Consider the following 18,046-nt stretch of genomic DNA (forward strand, 5'->3'; position numbering starts at 1 on the left):
AGGAGACGCTATGAGAAATGCAGTCAGGCTGGTAATCTTCGCTGCCATCGCGACGGCCGTCGCGGCATGCAACGGCAAGCCCACCGACCAGCCAGCCGGGAAGGTTCAAGCCGAGCAGAAGGGGACCAAGGACCAAGGGGCCGCCCAGGCGCGCGCCACCTCTTTCCTCACCGCCCTGCAGGCGGGAGACAAGGCCAAGATGTACCAGGCCGCGAACCTCACGGCGGAGCAGGTCGCCTCAAGCCGCGACAAGTTGATCCACATCAAGCAGACCAAGATGACCGATGCCCAGCGCGCCGCCTGCGAGCACGTGCTGAAGATTTCCGGTGACGTCGATTTCTACGCTGCCAAGCTGCGCAAGATAGTTACTCCGACCGCTACGGTGAGGATCACCCAGACCGCCGGGGCGACCGGGGGGACACCGCACCTGGTGCACACGGTTACGGTCACCTACAGCAAGAAGGAGGATGCGGTGCAGGATAAGACCGGCAAGACGGTCAAGGAGCTTAAGCTTCCCCTGCAGCAGTTCGACTATCCGGTCGACGCCGGAGAGGTCCACGAGTTTGCTTTTGCCAGCCAGGATTTTGAGAAGATGGCCAACAAGGAGTTCGAGGTGGTCTCCTACTTCTGATACTTCCGTCCCCGCTGGCAAAAGAGTAGCCAATACAAGCAAAAAGCCCCGATTCGTCGGGGCTTTTTTTTGCCTGCCGGACTGCAGTAGCCGGCCTCAGCTGCCGACATTTGAATCCCTGCAGGCACTGGACGAGGCGGCGCTTCGGCAGCATCTGCGGAAGGTCATAACTGTATCGGGTAAAATTTGAATCTCTTAAGTGAGCGTGGCTTCCTCAACAGTTAGACGCTTTAAATATTTATTTTGCTTATGTCTGAAACAAAAAACGTTTTTGGAAGCTTGCACTAAAAAAAAACTGTTGTACGTTTACAAATAGTCCCATCAGTCAAGCACATCCAAGCGTATCCCTATTGAATTAGGTTTTTCCAATAGATAGTAGTGGTAGGTGTGCCAGCACGTCCGAGAGTATTCCCAGGTAGTTTCCGTACGACAAAGTAGTAAAGACTAATAAATCTGGTTTATGCCCGCGCGGCTTCTTTGCGTGCCGAGCCGGCGCCCGACGTACGCCCGACGTAGCAGCGGATTTCGAGAAGAACGATTCATACTACGGAAAAGGAGGGGATGTCTTGATAAGCCACCAAGAGAAAAGATCAGGACGTGAACAACGCAGTCTGCCGAAGATTGCGTGGGTGATGCTGGCCGCGTCGTCTGTGACGCTGGCCCAGCCGGTTATGGCTGCGGACTACACCATCACCGGCAGCTCCAACACCTACCTGCGCATGACCCGGACCATCAACAAGGACGACCTCTACCCGCTGTACGAGTACCTGCACTTCTCGGTCACCGCGGCGGAGAAGGATGGCAGCGCCACGTCCCTGCACCTGGGTGCCTGGGGACGTGTCGACCTCGTCGACAAGTCGAGCGACCACTACACCGACGGGGACATCCAGTACGGCTACCTGAGCTACCAGGCGGCGAAGAACAACCTGGTGGTTAACGCCGGGCGCCAGTTCATCACCGAAGGTGTCGCCACCGAGCGGGTGGACGGCCTCTATGCGCGCAGCGACTTCGCTGCCGGCATCACGGCGGCGGCCTTCGTCGGTTCGCCGGTGGTGACGACCCCCAACTACAAGGGGGGGGACTTCATCTACGGCGGGCGGGTGGCCCAGGGCAAGCCCGGCCTCTACTCGGTCGGCGTGAGCGCCCTCAGAAACGAGAGCGACATCGCGCGCGACCGCGAGGAAGAGGGGGTCGACCTTTGGGTGCATCCGGTGAAGCAGGTTGATCTCACCGGTCGTTCCTCCTACAACTCGATCACCGACGGCTGGATGGAGCATGCCTACACCCTCTCCGTCGCCCCCATCGATGCAGTGACCCTCAGCGCTGACTTCTCGAGGATCAACTACCAGGACTACTTCTACAACGTGACCACCACGGCCTTTGCCCTGCAAAACAACGGCGGGCTGCTTGACCCCAGGGAAAAGGTGACTGCGGCCGGCGTCAGCGCCGCCTGGACCCCGGTGAAGAACCTGACCCTCGCGGCCGAGTACAAAAACTACGGCTACGAGATCCTCGGGTCCGCCGATTACGTGGGGGGCAAGGTCGCGTACACCACCGCCGACGCCCTTTCGCTTGGGGCCTCCGGGCACCGGATGGATGGTTCCACCGACCGCACCCGCTATTACGACTACCGGCTCTATGCCCTGAAGAAGACGGGCCACGCCGAGTTCGGCGTCGACTTCTACAACGTCCTCTTCGATCGCCCCATCGACGGCGTGAAGAGCAGCTACGCACTCACCGGCATCGCGGGTTACGAGGTCACCGAAAAGCTCAAGGTAGGTGGGGACATCGAGTACTCACAGAGCCCGGATTTCGACAGGGAGTGGAGAGCGCTCGTGAAAGTTGCCTACGCTTTCGATATGAAGTGTGGCGAAAAGGGGGGCAAGAGTGAAAAGTAAAATATTGATTCTAATGATGGTGCCGCTCATGGCGCTCCTTCTCGTTGCCTGCGCCAACACCAAGAGTGGTGCGCTGATCCACCCGGAGGCGGTGACCGGTACGCCCAACTGTACCGAGTGCCACACCGATGCCTATGCGGCCATGAACCACCAGGCCGTGGACTTCTTCAAAAAACACAGCGTCTTCGCCAGCAATGCCAGAAGGGCCTGTGCTTCCTGCCATGCCGAATCCTTTTGCTCCGACTGCCATGCGCACAAAGAGGAGCTGAAGCCGAACGTGAAGTTCTCCGAGGCGGTGGAAAGGAACCTGCCGCATAGGGGTGACTACATGAGCCAGCACAGGATCGACGGCAAGATCAATCCTGCGTCGTGCGCCAAGTGCCACGGACGTACCAACAACGAGAGGTGCCTGACATGCCACAAATAACGACCAAAGTTCTGTCTTTTGCGGTTCTTGGCGTGCTGGCGCTGGCCCTGTCGGGGTGCGGGGACGCGAACCCGCAGGCGAGCTTCGACCCCGCCGCGGGCAAGCATCCCGCCAACTGGCTCCCGGCAGGCCACAGCGCGGCCGCCGAGGAGGACGTGAACGGCTGCACCGAGTGCCACGGCGAGGACCTGACCGGCGGCATCGCCAAGGTTTCCTGCCTCACCTGCCACATCGGCGGCGCCACCTCGGCGCACCCGGTACTGTGGGGGGGGCTGGCCTATGCGCTGCACGGGGGATACGTGAGAACCAACGGCACCGCTTCCTGCGCCACCATCCTTTGCCACGGCACCGCCCTCAGCGGCGTGACCGACTCGGGCCCGACTTGCACCAACTGCCACATGGCGGGAACGGCGCAGGCCCCGCAGATCCACCAGTGGGGCGGGGTGGGGGCCACGACCGCGGCCAACATCGCGGGTCATGTCAACTACTTCGAGACCGCGACGAGGATAAGCTTCACGACCTGCCGCAACGCGGTCTGTCACGGTGCGACCCTGGCCGGCGTGTTCGCCAGCGGCCCGTCTTGCATCAAGCTCGGTTGCCACGGCAGCGGTAACCCGCTTCCGGCGGAGAACTAGCGAGAAGGCGCGATCATTTTCCTGACTCTAGTAGAAGGAGAAAATAATATGTGCATTCCCTGGAAAAAACAGGTTGTGGCGGTCCTACTGCTCCTCTGCCTGCCGCTGATTTTCATCGGTTGCGGCGGCGGTGGCGGCGGTGGCGGCACGAGGATAATCTCCGGCGTCGCCGTGAAGGGCCCCATCATGGGCGGCCTGGTGTCGGTGTACCGGCTGCAACTGAACGGCAGCCGCGGGGCCTTGCTCGGCACCGGCACCACCGGTAACGACGGCAGCTATGCGGTACGCATCCCCGCCTCGGTCACCGGGCCGGTGGTGGTCACCGTTACCGGCCGAGCCGGCGCCACCTACCTGAGCGAGAGCACCAACGGGCCGGTCCCCTTCACGGCGGCCGATTCCTTCAGCGCGGTAGTGGACAACTTCAACCCGGACGTCCCGGTAACGGTGAGTCCCCTTACCGAGGCCGCCTTCCAGAAGCTCCCCCTGATCCTGGAGCAGAAGGCCACCGTCACCACCATCACTACACAGGTTCTGCAGAGCGCGGTTGTGGCGGCGAACGCCCAGGTGGGAGACCTGTTCAACGTCGCCGACATCCTGGCGCCGCCGGCCCAGAGCACGGCCTACCAGGCCGCCCTGATGGTTATCGACCAGATGATTGTCGATTCCAAGGCCGGCGGTACGGTCACCGATACCACAGCCGTCATGACCGTGATCAACCAGGCCATCGCCGACGTCAACCCGGCCCTCCCCGCTTATCAGACCTTCGTCGACGTCTTCACCACCGCGGCCGCCCAGGTCGCCGTCGACAACCCGGGAGCAATCGCCGCGGCAGTGGTCAGCATGACCGCCCAGGTCACCAACCCGCCGCTCGAGCCAAACTTCGCCGATATCACGGCCCCGTCGGCGGTAACCGGGCTGTCGGCAACCACCGCTGCCATAGACTCGACCACCAGCACCGTCGTCCTGACCTGGACCGCGGCCAGCGACAACATCGCCGTGGCCGGCTACGAGGTGTACCGCGACGGCACCAAGATCGGCACCACGACCACTGCCACCTTCATCGATTCGCCGGTCACCTCCAACGTCACCTACGTCTACACGGTGGTCGCCTTCGACGCGGCGGGCAACTTCTCGGCAGCCAGCGCACCGCTCTCCGTGAAGCCGAACCAGGCCTCGCTCAGCGTCACCGTGAGCGGACAGCTCTCCGGCGACCTGCTCGCGCAACTGGACCTGACGCCCCCGACCGCACCGACCGGCCTGGCGGCGGTCACCACCGCTATCACCGGCACCGCCAGCTCGGTCGCTCTTTCCTGGAACGCCTCCACCGACAACGTGGGCGTCACGGGCTACGACGTGTTCCGTGACGGGGTCAAGGTCGGCACCACCGCCGCCAGGAGCTTCACCGACGCCTCGGTCACCTCGGCTATCCTCTACTCCTACACGGTCAAGGCCTTCGATGCAGCCGGGAATCGCTCGGCGGCAAGCGCTGCCCTCTCGGTAACTCCGAATCGTCCGTCCCTGGGCGTCACGGTCAGTGGACAGGTGACTCCCTAGCCATAAACGGCGCAGCATCACGATCTAAAGGAGGACTTTGCTTACAGTTCAAGATGCCACGATGTAGAACGACGCAGGACACCAACAACAGGAGGAAACTATGATCGGCAGAAACCTAAGGTACCTGGTAGCACTCTTAGTATGCGTGCTGTTGCCTATGGCGGGCTGCAGCGGAGGAGGATCCACCACCAAGCGCACCGAGAAGGGGACGGAGGTGACGGTGAGCGGTAAGGTCGACGTCGCCAAGGCCGCCAAGGTCGTCTTCCTCTCCTCGACCTCGGCCGGTGCGGTGAACAACGTCTTCGTCTACAACGCGCTGGACGGTGCCCAACTCGGTACCGCAGCCATCGGTACGGACGGAAGTTTCAGCAACCTGACCTTCACCCTCCCTGCGACCAAGACCATCCTCGTGTTCAAGGCGGTCGTGGCCCAGGGAACCTTCCGCACCGTGGTGCCCATCGACCTCAGCAATCCTCCTGCTGCCGGCGCCATCACCGGGTCCAACCCGATCAGCATCGTGATCAGCCAGGACAGCACCAACAGGACCGTCCTGTTGTCGCAGCTTCTTGGGCTTACCGGCATCCTCGGCGACGCCAACCAGACCCTCGCCTCGGTCAGCAAGACCTACACCGACGCGGCCAGCCTCTGGGTGAACAACGGCGGCCAGCAGCTCGCCTACAGCAGTAACGGCCTCGCCCTCTCCGGCAAGTTCAGCTCGGCGGCACTGCTGCCGGCGCAGGATGCCAACACTCTCGGCGCCGAGGACCTGAACAACACGACCCTCGACGGCTCCATCAGCTCGGTCTCCATCCCGGGGAACAAGCCGATCGTCAGCTTCACCGTCACCAACAAGGACACCGGCAAGGGGATCCGGGGCCTCAAGGCCTTCAACCTGGTCATAGCCCAGCTGCAGCCGGGGACCAGCGGCAGCCCCGACCAGTGGCTCTCCTACATGGTGACGGCTACCAGCCGCCCAACCACGGATAGCGGCTACACCGTCATCGACAACGGCGACGGTTCCTACACCGTCATCTTCGGCAAGGACATCAAGGCTGGCACCGGCGGCATGGTCACCTACGACGCCAACCTGACCCATCGCCTCATGGTCGGGGTCCGCTCCACCCCGTCCATTGCCCAACTGAACGACGGCAGCACCCTGAGCAACTTCTACAACGAGAAGTACTTCGTCTCCACCTTCGTCCCGGCGACCCCCGACGTCGCCCCGACCGTCATGAAAGATATGGTCACCACCGCGGCCTGCAACGAGTGCCACGGCAAGATCGGCGTCACCACCCCGCACGGCGGCCGCGGCGACGCCAGGTACTGCCTGATGTGCCACACCTCGCAGCGTGCCATCGGCCGGACCAACGTCGCCTCCACCTCCGGCGCCTTCCCGGCCATCACCACGGACGCCAGCGGCGCCATCACCTCGGCTCCGACCTACATCGCCGACGGCGAGGTCTCCGGCGAGTTCGTCACCCTGATCCACAAGATCCACATGGGCAACAAGCTCACCAAGACCAACTACAACTACGCAGGCGTGCTCTTCAACGAGGTGGTCTATCCCAAGGACGTGCGCAACTGCCGTCAGTGCCACAAGGGGGACAACGCAGACCAGCTCGCGCTCGCACCCCAGGCCAACAACTGGAAGACCAAGCCGAGCCGCAAGGCCTGCGGCGCCTGCCATGACGGTGTCAACTTCGCCACCGGCGCAGGCCATGCCGCTGGTGCACAGGCAAGCGACGCCAACTGCGTAGGCTGCCATGCCGATGCCGACCTCTTGCACCAGACCGAGATCGCGACCCCGAACAACCCGAACACCCCGGCCGGACTCACCAACTTCTACTACGAAGTGGCCAGCGCCACCGTGGACGGCAGCAACAACCTGAGCATCAAGTTCAGGATCCAGAAGAACACCGGCTCGCTCACCGCTGCCAAGACCAACGTGGTATTCGACGGCAACTCCACCAACCCGCTGGTCGGCTACACCGGAGGCCCGAGCTTCCTGCTTGCCTACTTCAAGGACACCCCGAACCAGCCGGCCGCGCTCTACTCGGGCGACTACAACAACCTTGGCGTGAAGGCGGCCCAGCCGAAGTCCGTTACCATCGCGAGCCTCGTTGGCGGGACCACCGGCACCCTGGGCACCCCGGACAGCAGCGGTTACTACACCGCCGTGGTGAACGCCGCCTCGGCCTTCCCGGCCGGCTCCACCATGAGGGCGGTCGGTCTGCAGGGCTACTTCACCCAGTCGGCCGGCACTGGCGGCATTGCCACGGCCACCGCGCGTCACGCCCTCTCCTCGGTGAAGACCGTCACCGGCGACACCCCCCGCCGCGTCGTCATCGACCCGGCCAAGTGTGCCAACTGCCACGAGTGGTTCGAAGGGCACGGCGGTAACCGCGTGATCGGCAAGGATACCGTGGGCGAGGCGATCTGCGCCCTGTGCCACGTGCCGAACCTCTCCACCTCCGGCCGCGGCGCACAGCAGTCCCTGATCCAGTTCATCGTGGCCAACCCGGTGGGCACCTCGCTCGGCGCGGTCACGAACTTCCTGACCAACACCGCCTTTACCGGCACCATCAGCCAGGAAGCCAAGGACGCCATGACCGAACTGGTGGCAACCCTCGGGAGCGACCCGACCCAGTACCCCGAAGCTTCCAACAACTTCAAGGACATGATCCACGGCGTCCACGCCGGCAACAACTCGCTCGTTGTCGGCATCCCGCTCGCCTTCGTACGCGACAGGGGGACCAGCGGCGACTTCGACTTCAACTTCGAGGAAATCGCCTTCCCGGGTGTCCTCAAGGACTGCAGGGCCTGCCACAAAGACACCCTGACCAGCAGCGGTGCGGTCGACGCTTCCAAGGCCACCTACACCAGCATCGGCGCGAAGGTTCAGCCGAGCACCTGGCAGACCACGACCGGCGTGGCGCTCACCCTGCAGACCGCGGTTGCCACCGGCAACAACGTGACCCAGGTCGACGCGGACCGCAAGTCTGTGCCCAACCTGCAGGACAAGGTGAACTCACCGTTCACCGCCACCTGCCGCGCCTGCCACAGCAGGCCGAACGCCCTGGCCCACTTCGCCACCATGGGCGGCCAGGTCAACGTGGACCGCAGTGCGGTCAACCCGGCGGGCGAGGCCTGCATCACCTGCCACGGCACCACCGGGCCTAACGCCATCTGGAACGTCCACCGGTTCTCGGTAGTCGGCGACGACTAGCGACGGCCATTGACCCTGCGCGAGCCGCAGGAACAGCAGACGCCTCTGCCGACGCAAGAGGCAAAGAAAGGGCCCCGGGAGCGATCTTGGGGCCCTTTCCCTTTCGAGGTCGATTTTGTTAATTAATAATGGGGAGCGGGTGATGCGGTTTTTTGCTACACTATGCCCATGAAAGTTCTGTTAGCCGCCTTCTCATTACTCCTGGTACAGGGCACGGAGCTGTTCGCGGCGGGACTTGGCGCCCCCCCCCTTTCCGCCCCCATGGATACGCCGACGCTCTCCGAGCCGGCGGCGACCGCCCGCTTCTTCGACACGGATCGCTTCCTCACCAACGCGGGGCTCAGCTACAGCCCCAGTTACCAGTTGACGCTGGAGCCCGAACTGGGCGTAGGCTACCGGGGCACCGGGCAGGAGCTGCACGGCGGCATCGAGCAGTCGACCCATCGCCTGCACGCCCAGGCCGGATGGCGCGTGTCCCTCGCGCAGACCTTCTACCTGTCGGCTGCGGCCAAGTTCTCCATGGTTACCGTTGAGAACAGGGGGGTCACGGCGGGAGCAGAGCTTGGGACGCGTCCGGAGGCGGGGTGGCGCACCGGCTACGACTTCATCAACCCTTCGCACGCCCCGCTCAGGTGGACCGGTGAGCTCGGGGTGCATCTCACGCCGCGCACCGACCTCATGCTCTACTACGACCAGGACCCGGTCACGGGGTGGTCCTACGGCGGACAGCACCAGGAGGAGCGGGTCGGCACCAGGTTCATCTTCAGGTTCAAATAAGACAAGGGAGGATGCGTGAGCTACCTGCTATCCATCGACCAGGGGACCACCAGCAGCCGGGCCACCCTGTACGGCAGCGACGGCACCGCGGTTACCACTTTTTCTCAGCCGTTCACCCAGCACTACCCAAACCCCGGTTGGGTGGAGCACGACCCGGAGGAGATCTGGCAGGGGCAGTTGGAGTGCATCCGCAAAGCGCTGTCAGCGGCCCCGCGGCTGGCTGCGGTCGCAGGCATCGGGATCACCAACCAGCGCGAGACCACGGTGGTTTGGGAGCGCGCCACCGGAAGGCCCCTGCACCGTGCCATCGTCTGGCAGGACCGACGCACCGCGGAGTTCACCGAATCCCTGAAGCGCCAGGGGGGAGAGACGCTGGTCAGGGAGCGGACGGGGTTGTTGCTCGATCCCTACTTCTCCGCCAGCAAGATCGCCTGGATACTCGAGCACGTGGACGGGGCGCTGGGGCGGGCCGAGCGGGGGGAACTCTGTTTCGGAACCATCGATTCCTGGCTCATCTTCCGGCTGACCGGAGGCAAAAGCCACGTCACCGATGTCTCCAACGCGAGCCGCACCATGCTCTTCAACACCCAGACCCTGGAGTGGGACGAGGAGCTCTTGCGGCTTTTCAAGGTTCCGCGCGCCATGCTTCCCGAGGTGCGCGGCAGCGCGGCTCGCTTCGGGCACACCTCCCCCGAGATCGTCGGCGCTGAGATCCCCATCACCGGCGTCGCGGGCGACCAGCAGGCGGCGCTGTTCGGGCAGGGTTGCTTCGCGCCGGGGATGGCCAAGGCCACCTTCGGCACCGGCGCCTTCGTGGTCATGAACTGTGGCCCCTGCACCGGGAGCGGCGAGGGGGTGCTCTCCACCATCGCCTGGCAGCTCCCGGGAGAGCCGGTGCAGTACGCCCTGGAGGGCTCCATCTTCATCGCCGGCGCCGCGGTGCAGTGGCTGGAGGAGGGGCTCGGGATGATCGGAGGCCCCGGCGAGGTCGAGGCGCTCGCCCGCAGCGTGGCCGATACCGGCGGAGTCTACTTCGTGCCGGCGCTCTCCGGGCTGGGCACCCCCTACTGGGACCCCTATGCCAGGGGGGTCATCGCCGGTCTCACCCGTGGCAGCGGCAGGGGGCACCTGGCGCGCGCCGCCCTGGAGGCGATCGCCTTTCAGACCGTGGACGCCATCCGCGCCATGGAAAGCGCGAGCGGCATCGACCTGAGGGAACTGCGGGTGGACGGCGGTGCGACGCGCAACGACCTCCTGCTGGAGATCCAGGCCGACCTTCTGGGCGCCCCGGTGCTCAGGCCTAGCTGCACCGAGAGCACCTCGCTGGGGGCCGCGTTCCTGGCCGGGATCGGTGCCGGGGTGCTGGATACGGAGCGGATAGGGAGGCTGTGGTCGCTGGACCGGCGCTTCGACCCGAAGCTTACACCCGAGCGCCGCGAGGAAATGTGCCGCGGCTGGAAAAAATGCGTGCAACTCGCGCTTGGTTGGGCTAAGTAAGAAAGGCGCTCTTTGCGCCTTTGCGGCGTTGCGTGAGCGATTTTGGGTTTGGGAGGCACAAGTGACGGACCGCAACACCAACCTGGAGATACTGAAAAGCGGGCGCACCTTCGACATGCTGGTGATCGGAGGGGGGGCGACGGGGTGCGGCATCGCGGTCGACGCCGCCAGCCGCGGCCTGTCGGTGGCGCTGGTGGAGCGCGGCGACTTCGCCTGCGGCACCAGCAGCAAGAGCACCAAGCTGATCCACGGCGGGGTGCGCTACCTGGAGTCGGCGGTGCTGCACATGGACCGGGTGCAGTTCAACCTGGTGCGCGACGGGCTGCACGAGCGCAACATCCTCTTGAAGATCGCCCCGCACCTCTGTCACCGGCTCACCCTGGTCACCCCCCTCTACGGACTGGCCCAGGTCCCCTACGTCTGGGCGGGGCTCAAGCTCTACGACCTCCTGGCGGGGGAGGCGGGGCTCGGCCACAGCCGCTTCGTCGGGCGCGGGGAGATGCTGCGCCGCTTCCCCATGATCCGGGGGGAGGGGTTGAAGGGGGGGGTGCAGTACTACGACGGGCAGTTCAACGACGTGCGCATGAACGTGGCGCTGGCCCAGACCGCCGCCAGGGAAGGCGCGGTTGTCGGCAACTACGTGGAAGTAGTGGCGCTGATGCGGGAGAAGGGAAGGGTGGCCGGAGCCCTGGTGCGGGACCCACTGGTGGGGGTGTCCTGGCAGATCCGGGCCCGCTGCGTGGTGAACGCCTGCGGCTCCTCAGCGGATATCGTGCGTCGCCTGGACGACCCGACCGCCGCCTCGCTGCTTCGGGTGAGCCGCGGCATCCACATCATCCTGCCGGGTAGCTTCGCTCCGGCGGGGGCAGGCATCATGGTTCCCAAGACCGATGACGGCCGCGTGCTCTTCATCCTCCCCTGGGAGGGGGCCTGCCTGGTGGGGACCACCGATGAGCCGGCCGAGGCGGGCGAGGTGCCGGTCGCTCCGGAGAAGGAGGTCGACTACCTGCTGCGCCACCTGCGGCGCTACTTCAACCTAGGCGCCAAGCCCGCCGACATCACCTCTTCCTGGGCGGGGCTGAGGCCGCTGGTGCATGACCCCTTCACCGCCGACACAGCCGAGCTCGCCCGCGACCATGTCGTCAGCTGTTCCCCGACCGGACTCATCACCATCGTCGGCGGCAAGTGGACCACCTACCGCAAGATGGCCCTCGACGCGGTGGATTTCGCAGTGAACAACGCGGGGCTGGCCCCGCGGCAACCCTGCCGCACCGACCGGATCGTGCTGCAAGGCGGGGAGCACTTCGGAGAGGAACTGCTCAAGGAACTGGAGCGTAAATACGGCTTCCCTCCCGACGTCACCAAGCACCTGCACCGCTCCTACGGGGACCGCTCCCTGCTCGTGGCCGAATACTGCCACGGCGCCCTGGGGGGGAGGCTCGTCCAGGGGCACCCCTACCTCAAAGGAGAGGTGCTCTACGCGGTGCACCACGAGATGGCGCTGCGTGCGCTCGACTTCCTGGAGCGGCGCATCCCCCTGGTCCTGCTGGACCGCAAGGCGGCGCGTGCCGCGGCACCGGAGGTGGTCGAGCTGATGACTGCGGAACTGGGGTGGAACCCCGAGCGGCAGACGCGCGAGCTCGAGGAGGTGGCGGACGCCCTGGCCGTGGCATGACGCCCCGCTTGCATAGGGGGACGGGCGGGGGGGACGCCGCACTTCAGGAAATGACGGCGCCTTCCTCCGGCCCCTGAAGGGACGGTGGGCACCGTTGCCGGCATATGCCGGATGGACCGAAAAAAGAGGGGCTCCTGGCTGTCGTCAGGGGCCCCTCTTTGTCGTTTCTTCCGGCAGCGGAACGTTTTAGAAATGGCAGGCCGCGCAGAGGCGTCCGGTGTTGGTCACCGTGACCTGCGTCCTGCCGGTGGTGAACCCGGTGAAGCCGTTGTAGCCGAACGCCTGGTAGTCGGGCGTGGTCGGCGTCGTGCCCGTGATCCTGGTGCTCCCCACCCCGACGTCGATGGTCGGGGGCGAGCCGTTGCCGTGACAGACGGGGATGATGCACTCGGCCGCGCCGTAGGTCTGGACGTAGGGGGCGTGGGCGGGAAGGATGGTCGGCGCGATGCCGGCCCTCACGGTCAGCCTGGCCGGGAACCAGTCCAGGGGGTGGACGGAGAAGGGGCTCCCCGCGTGGCAGCTCGAGTCGACGACGCCGGGCCGGTCGTCGAAGCAGGACGGTCCCGAGTTGCGCACGCCTCGGTAGTCGGTGCCGTGGCAGACGTCGGTGGCGCAGCTTTGCGTCGCCGCGCGGGCCTGGTCCGGGAAGGTGGTGGCCAGGGCACCCGTGGTGAGGGCGGCGGGAGCGACGCCGGTGGCGATCACCCTCTGCCTGATCCAGTTGCCGTGCAGCGCATAGTCGCGCCCGTCCCATTCCACCGGGTGCACGTCGACCTCGTTGCCCAGGTGGCAATCGGTGCAGGCGACCTTGGAGATGCCGCCGCTGAAATCCGCGCCGTGGCACGGCCTGCAGTCGTCGAGGTGCCCTATCGCGGCTACCGCATGCCGAGCCGGGAGCCAGTCGCCCGGGTGGGCTCCCTGGTCGGGATCGAAGTTGGCGTGGTTGTTGTTATCCCCGCAGCCGACAAGCGACAGGACCAAAAGGCACCAAAGCATGGCAAGAGCTTGAGCTGGTCTGGTTACTTGTGACATGTTTTGCACCTCTCATTGTTTTGCCGCCCGTGGCATTTCAGGCAGGAAGCGGGGTTGATCCTCCCCTCAACCCTGTGACGGCTGAGGTAGTCGCCCCGGTGAGGCAGCGACAGTTCGGGCCTCTCCTTGTACTTGTCGCTGGGCTTGATCTCTTCCTTGTGCGCGTGGCACCGGACACAGAAGGATTCTTTGTGGCAGGTGCTGCAGGCGTCGCGCTGCTGGGCGGCATAGATTTTATGCTTCAGGTAGAAGTCCTGGGTCTGGTGGCTGAGCGCCGTCCACTGGTCGGTGTGGCATTCCGCGCACCTGGGAAGCCCCTTGACCTCTTCGGGGTGCACCCGGGCGACGCTGGTGGTGTTGGCGCAGGCGTAAAGGAAGGAGAGCATCACTCCCATCACCGTTAGATAAACTGTCTTTTTCACTATTTCCCCTCCTTTCCAACGCCGAAGGCATAGCTTACCTTGATCAGGCCGCGCAGCTCGTTGTCGAAGTCGGCACTGCGGATGTAGTCGACGTCGGCTGCGACCCTGAGGTTTCGGCTGAAATCATACCCGGCCGCCGCCGCCAGGGAAAAGGTGTTCTCCCGCCCGCCGATGCTCCCGTCGAAGTCGACGTCGAAGAAGTCGAGGGTCAGGTCGGCGGGACCGAGCTTCTGCGTGGCCCAGGCGCGGTACTGGTTGTAGCGCAGGCGGTCGTTGGACCCGTCCATGCGGTGGAAGGAGGCGCCGGCGGCAAGGCCGGTGGTCGTGCTGAACGTGCCGTTGACACCGTAGTAGTCGGCTCCGCCGGCCAAGTCGTACTCGTAGTGGTTGTACTCGGCGGAGAGGGCAATGTTCTTGGTGGCGCTGTAGCCGACGCTCCCTCCTACGTTCCACATCTCCTCCCCGGGGACGATGATGCCGTTGGTGAGGCTGAGAGCGCTGGTGGTGACCTGGTAGAAGTAGTCGTCGTAATGAACGTTCTGCAGCGAGGCGGAGAACCTGAGCGCCTCGGTGGGGGTGACGCTGGCCGTGTAGGCGTGCTCCATCCAGCCGTTACTGAGCGAGTTGTAGGTGGAGCGGCCGGTGATGTCGACCATGCTGATCGGATGCAGCCACAGGTCGATCCCCTCCTCTTCACGGATGCCGTCGCCGCTGACCTCGGTCCGCAGGGCGCTCAAACCGACGGAGTAATACCTGGGGACGGAATGGGCCAGGCGGCCGCCGTAGATGAGGTCGCCGCCGTCGAAGTCGGGCTGGGTGACGGCGGGGTTGCCGACGTAGGCTGCGGCGGTCAGGCCCGCGATCAGGTCGCTTCTCAGGTAGAGGCCATCGATCCGTTCGGTCCCCACCCCCTCGACCACCCACTGCCGCCCAGCGTTGACCGTGAAGTTGCTGCGGTTGGCGCGATAGCTCAGGTAGCCGTACTGGATGTCCCCCTCGGTGCGGTGCTCGAAGCTCCTGTCTCCCAGGTCGACGCGACCCCAGCCGCCGATCTCCAGCGAGATCGCGCCGGGACCTGCGGCGTCGCTGGCCGAGATGTTCAGGTATTCGTAGAGCGGGAACAGGTGATCGCCAAAGACCCCCTCCCTCATGCGCAGGATGGTGGTCGAGTCTCCGTTTATGGCAGTGGCGTTGGCCGTCTGCTGGCCGAAGACGAGCAGCGAAAAGGCCAACAGGAAGCTCCCCACCGTCTTGACTGCGCCGGGGGGCGCTGGTGCCGTTATTTTTTCTTTGATTTTCAAGACATTTCCTCCTTTCTTGGTTCGATCTGGTTACCGGTGGGGAAATGCAGTCGCAAATGAAACCGGGGGCGCTGAGGCCCCCGGCGGGTCAGAAGCTGAATATCACCAGTTCAGGAGCAACTTCACCATGCGCGCAGCCGAGCTCCCCGTGTTGACGCTGGTCGGCACCAGTGCCGGGCGGTTCTGGCCGTGCATGATGATCACATCGGCCACCCTCCCCTGGCCGTGGCACAGCGTGCACTGTTCCGTAGCCGACGGCAGGGTGGAGCGGGCAACCCCCATGTTGGTGTAGGAGGGGCCGGCGAGTGCCGCGCCCAGTTGGGCGCCGTTGGCGTTCATGTGCGCCTTGGCGAGCGGGGTGTCGTGGCAGGCGACGCAGGCCGCGGTTACCGGGGCTACCACCAGGTCCTCGGGGTTGGGCACGGTGGTACGTGCCGCGGTGAGGGTGGCGGTGGTCGGGGTGGCGACCGAAGCGGCGCTCCTGGTCACCTCGGTCGAGGGAAGCACTCTCGGGCGCAGCGCCTCGATCACGTCCGGGGTGTAGCTCTGCTGGGTGATGTGGCAGGCGTCGCAGTTCCCCAGCATGTTCGGGAAGGCGATCTCCTCGCCGGCGATCAGGGTGATGCCGGTGCCCGGGCCGTTACGCACGTCGCGGATCGGGTTGGTGCGGGTATCGCCGGCGTGGATGCCGTGGATCAGGTCCTTGAAGTTGTTCGAGAACTCCGGGAAGGTGAGGGCGTAACCCGGGGTTGCCTTGTTGAAGGCGGGATCCCAGGTGGTCAGGATGCCAAGCTGGATCGGGGTAAAGGCGAAGCCGGCGAGCTTGGCGTCGCTGATGGTGCGGCCCGAGGTGGTGAGGTTCGGGTTGTGGCAGGTCACGCAGACCTGGGTCTGGTAGACGCGCTGGCCGCCGTGGGCCTCGAAGAACTCATGGCAGTTCCTGCACTTGTCCGGGTCGACCACGGTGCGGCGTACCGCGTCGCCGGTCACCGGGATGATCACCGCCTTCGTGTGGCGGCCGGCGATGGAGGGGTCGAAGCCGGTCTGGGTGAAGTAGCTTTGCATGGCCACGGCTCGCATCTGTGCCCCCGCGGGGAACGCCGAGGCGGAGTTGATGGTGGCGGTGTAGACGCCGCTGCTGTCGGGGCCGGTGATGGCGCCGATGGCGGCGTTGTTGGTGTTGAGGAGCGTGGTGATGGAGATGGTGTCAGGCTGTGCCGCCACCTTGCCAAGGTTGTTGTAGTCGGCGGGGACTGCCGTGCCGGTCTCAAACTGCGGCTTGGCGTAGGCCAGGATGAAGCTCGGGCTGCCGGTGAAGCCCGGGAGCGCCGTGGTGAGCCCCGGGGCCGGGGTCGCCAGGGTGATCGGCGTGCCGTTGCCCAGGATGCGGAACTTGATGGTCAGGTTGTTGCTCGAGTCCACGGTGGCGCTGGAGAGCTGGTATTCGAAGCTGGTAAGGCCTGCTGGCGCCGCCGGGTTGAGCGGGCTCACCAGGGCCTGGGCGTGCGATTCGGTGATGGCAGTCGGGGTATGGCACGCGTTGCAGCTCGCGTCGTTCAGGTAGACCGGGTGCGCGGCCCCCGTGGTGTTGGTGCCGGTGGCGAAGTTGATATTGTCGTGGCAGCTGCCGCACGCCTTGCGGTTGGGCATGGTGCGCCAGTTGTCACCCTGCGGGGTGACCGCCAGCTGCTGCGGGGTCTCGGCGCGGTGGCACTTGCGGCACAGTCCGGCGCTTTGCGGGTAGCCGGTCTCGTTGAAGTGGATGCCGGCGTAGTTGTAGCCGGTCTCGGTGAGGTTGCTCCCCATGTGGATCTTGTGGATCAGGGTGACGAATTCGCCCAGGATCTGCACCTCGTCGGTGGAGGGGTCAGCCGTGGTGGTGGCGGCTGTGACGTAGGTGTTCCCGGTGAAGGCGCCGGCGGTCGGTGTCGAGATCGCCCTGCCGTAGGCGCGCTGGCTGGTGTGGCAGAGCACGCAGTAGCGGGTGTCGACACGGCCGGCATGCGGCGTGGTTATGCCAAGTCCCCACCCCTGCTGGTTCAGGTCGCTGGGGTCGCCAGGGTTGCCGTGGCACTCGTTGCAGTACTTGGTGAGCACGATGTTGCGCTCGGCGGCGCCCGTGGTCGACGAAGTCACCCTGGCGCCGGTGGCCGGGATGAAGTCGTAGACGATGTTGATCGAGTTCTTGTAGATGAGGCTCGGGGTGGTGTTGGGGATGGTGCCGCCGTACTCGACCACCAGGCGGTGGGTGAGGTTCGGGTCGTAGGTGAGGTCGCCCAGGTCGTTTCTGCGGTTGTTTCCGGTGAAGGTCATTGCATTCACCTGGCTCTGGATCAGCTTGATGTCACGGGCGAAGGTGTAGCGGTACTGGCCGTTGCCCAGGTACACCAGGGTCCCTTCCCGGTCCCTGGTCGGCCTGGTGGCGGCGGGTGCCGAGCCGTCGGTGGGGAAGGTGGTCACGATGTAGCTGACCCAGTGGGACGGGGTGCCGTTGCTCGCCGGGACCAGTTTGGCGAGGGTAAAGGCCAGGTTGTTCAACTGCCCCGAGGCGTTTCTCCTGCCGATCCCCTCCACCGGCTGCCCGCTTGCGGTCTTCAGGGTGAAGGTGACCACCGGGGGGCTCTGGATGGTGACGCTGTTCACCGTGCTGTTTTGCTGGTCGAAGGTGATGTTGGCCTGCTGATCGGCAGTGGAGGAGCTGAGGTTGGTGAAGACACCGGTGCCTGCAGGGCCCTGTGCGCCTCTGGGGCCCCGGTCCCCTTCGCAGCCGCCCAGCAACAGAGCGGCGGCCGCGGTCGATGCAATCAAGAAGCCGGAAAACCTTTTTAAAAGCTTGTCTTGCATAAATCCTCCTTGTCTCTGGTTGTCGCATGAAGGCTGCTTCTGGATCCGGAATGAAGCCACGGCAGATATGCCCTACAGGGGACTTCGGGGTCGGCGCGATTTATGAGCTGTCGTAGTCCGTCACAAT

Annotated in this window: 13 protein-coding genes; 9 read left to right on the forward strand and 4 right to left on the reverse strand. The window is 64.9% G+C overall.

The annotated features are described in order from the left end of the window. The first annotated feature begins 10 nt into the window (after positions 1–10). From KP003_RS03370 to KP003_RS03410, 9 genes are all read left to right on the forward strand, one after another. The gene (locus KP003_RS03370) at positions 11–631 is read left to right on the forward strand and encodes a hypothetical protein (protein WP_217300353.1); all 621 of its coding nucleotides are present in this window, start codon (positions 11–13) and stop codon (positions 629–631) included. Positions 632–1,197: 566 nt separating this feature from the next. Beyond that, positions 1,198–2,529, forward strand: coding sequence for a hypothetical protein (locus KP003_RS03375; RefSeq protein ID WP_217300354.1), 1,332 nt, complete (start codon positions 1,198–1,200; stop codon positions 2,527–2,529). Continuing rightward, positions 2,519–2,956 (forward strand): cytochrome C, encoded by a 438-nt coding sequence (locus KP003_RS03380; protein WP_216790533.1) that lies wholly within the window; start codon positions 2,519–2,521, stop codon positions 2,954–2,956. The genes KP003_RS03375 and KP003_RS03380 overlap by 11 nt, the downstream gene beginning before the upstream one ends. Further along, positions 2,944–3,591 (forward strand): hypothetical protein, encoded by a 648-nt coding sequence (locus KP003_RS03385; RefSeq protein ID WP_217300355.1) that lies wholly within the window; start codon positions 2,944–2,946, stop codon positions 3,589–3,591. Before KP003_RS03380 ends, KP003_RS03385 begins: the two co-directional genes overlap by 13 nt. A 48-nt stretch (positions 3,592–3,639) precedes the next feature. Then, positions 3,640–5,145, forward strand: a complete 1,506-nt coding sequence (locus KP003_RS21460) for a fibronectin type III domain-containing protein (RefSeq protein WP_217300356.1) — start codon at positions 3,640–3,642, stop codon at positions 5,143–5,145. Between the two features lie 100 nt (positions 5,146–5,245). Then, positions 5,246–8,371: an OmcA/MtrC family decaheme c-type cytochrome gene (locus KP003_RS03395; protein ID WP_217300357.1), complete on the forward strand. Its 3,126-nt coding sequence runs from the start codon at positions 5,246–5,248 to the stop codon at positions 8,369–8,371. A 168-nt stretch (positions 8,372–8,539) separates the two neighbouring features. Next, positions 8,540–9,148 (forward strand): hypothetical protein, encoded by a 609-nt coding sequence (locus KP003_RS03400; RefSeq protein WP_217300358.1) that lies wholly within the window; start codon positions 8,540–8,542, stop codon positions 9,146–9,148. A gap of 15 nt (positions 9,149–9,163) precedes the next feature. Further along, a complete protein-coding gene (glpK, locus tag KP003_RS03405; RefSeq protein WP_217300359.1) occupies positions 9,164–10,645 on the forward strand; it encodes a glycerol kinase GlpK in 1,482 nt (493 codons plus the stop codon). Between the two features lie 61 nt (positions 10,646–10,706). Then, positions 10,707–12,320: a glycerol-3-phosphate dehydrogenase/oxidase gene (locus KP003_RS03410; RefSeq protein WP_217300360.1), complete on the forward strand. Its 1,614-nt coding sequence runs from the start codon at positions 10,707–10,709 to the stop codon at positions 12,318–12,320. 186 nt (positions 12,321–12,506) lie between these two features. Here the strand turns inward: KP003_RS03410 and KP003_RS03415 are convergent, their stop codons facing one another. The 4 genes from KP003_RS03415 to KP003_RS03430 form a co-directional block, all read right to left on the reverse strand. Further along, the gene (locus KP003_RS03415; RefSeq protein WP_217300361.1) at positions 12,507–13,352 is read right to left on the reverse strand and encodes a cytochrome C; all 846 of its coding nucleotides are present in this window, start codon (positions 13,350–13,352) and stop codon (positions 12,507–12,509) included. Further along, entirely contained in the window at positions 13,340–13,774 is a 435-nt protein-coding gene (locus KP003_RS03420; protein WP_216500428.1) for a cytochrome C, read from the reverse strand. The genes KP003_RS03415 and KP003_RS03420 overlap by 13 nt, the downstream gene beginning before the upstream one ends. Next, on the reverse strand, positions 13,774–15,075 hold the full coding sequence (locus tag KP003_RS03425) for a porin family protein (protein WP_217300362.1): 1,302 nt from the start codon (positions 15,073–15,075) through the stop codon (positions 13,774–13,776). The genes KP003_RS03420 and KP003_RS03425 overlap by 1 nt, the downstream gene beginning before the upstream one ends. Before the next feature lie 102 nt (positions 15,076–15,177). Next, entirely contained in the window at positions 15,178–17,919 is a 2,742-nt protein-coding gene (locus KP003_RS03430; RefSeq protein WP_217300363.1) for an OmcA/MtrC family decaheme c-type cytochrome, read from the reverse strand. Positions 17,920–18,046: the final 127 nt, after the last annotated feature.

This window comes from Geomonas diazotrophica (genome assembly GCF_019063885.1).
In the GTDB taxonomy this organism is placed as follows: domain Bacteria; phylum Desulfobacterota; class Desulfuromonadia; order Geobacterales; family Geobacteraceae; genus Geomonas; species Geomonas diazotrophica.